Here is a 1326-nt window from a genome sequence, read left to right on the forward strand (position 1 = left end):
TTCTAAGTACAAGACACGTTCAACGCTGTATGGCGAGCTTGGTCTTGCACAACGTATTTTGCGTGACTTCGTTGGAACGGAACTCGACAAGATTTTGGTCGATTCACGTTTAGAATATGAGAACCTCAAAGAGTTTACTTCTGAGTACGTACCGGAGCTGACCGATAAGCTTGAGCTTTACGAAGGTGACAAGCCTATCTTTGATATGTACGACACTGAGAACGAAATTCAACGCTCTTTGGAGCGCAAAGTTGAGCTCAAGTCGGGTGGTTACTTAATCATCGATCAAACAGAAGCGATGACCACCATCGACATCAACACGGGTGCGTTTGTTGGTCGTCGTAACTTAGAAGAGACCATCTTTAATACCAATATTGAAGCGACTCAAGCCATTGCTCGCCAGTTACGTCTGCGTAACCTAGGTGGCATCATCATTATCGACTTTATCGATATGGCGTCAGAAGAGCATCGTCAGCGAGTACTAACTTCGTTAGAAGCTGCATTGTCGAAAGACCGCGTGAAAACCAACATCAATGGCTTTACGCAGTTAGGTCTGGTTGAAATGACGCGTAAGCGTACGCGCGAAAGTATTGAACATATTCTTTGTTCTGGTTGTCCTACTTGTGAAGGCCGTGGCACCGTGAAAACGGTTGAAACGGTGTGTTACGAGATTCTGCGCGAGATCACTCGTGTAAACCGAGCGTACGATGCCGACAACTTTGTCGTATACGCATCGCCATTTGTTGCAGAAGCGCTTTTGGGTGATGAGTCTCATGCGCTGGCTGAACTTGAAGTATTTATTGGTAAGCAAGTCCGTATTCAGGCTGAACCCCTGTACATTCAGGAACAGTTTGACGTCGTGATGATGTAATTGGAACATTTGTGAATTCTGGTGTTAACCGTTTTGGGCGTTTTTGCGCGTGGACGTTAGTCACTGTCTTGGTTTTTTTAGCCATTCTAGTGACCACTCTACGCGTCACATTGCCACAACTTAACCACTTCCAAGATGAGATCAAAACCTGGGTCAAACAAGGCACAGGTTTTGACTTTTCTATCTCCAGCGTTGCTGGTTCTTGGCGTAATAGCCATCCCTCTATCGCGTTACTCGGCTTAGAAGCTAACTTACCGAATAACCAAGAAGCTCGATTCGCCGTTGATGAAATTCAAATTGAATTCGATTTGATTCAATCATTACTTCAGTTTAAGCCCGTCGTGGCAGACTTAACCATTCATAACTTGGCATTAGATATTCGCACGGTCGATCTTCTACCTACGTCGAGCAATCAAGAGCCGACCACTGATGTTGACCAAAATGAAATTAAGCTG

At 45.0% G+C, this 1326-nt stretch carries 1 protein-coding gene and 1 pseudogene; both read left to right on the forward strand.

Going from position 1 to position 1326, the window contains the following annotated elements; all coding sequences use genetic code 11:
• Positions 1 to 871: ribonuclease E/G (locus R7Q47_RS24825; protein WP_318089943.1), on the forward strand; the 871-nt coding region annotated here is incomplete at its 5' end.
• A gap of 11 nt (positions 872 to 882) precedes the next feature.
• Positions 883 to 1326, forward strand: a pseudogene (locus R7Q47_RS24830) (hypothetical protein); the annotation flags it as partial.

The sequence above is a fragment of the Vibrio sp. Vb0349 genome (assembly GCF_033338975.1).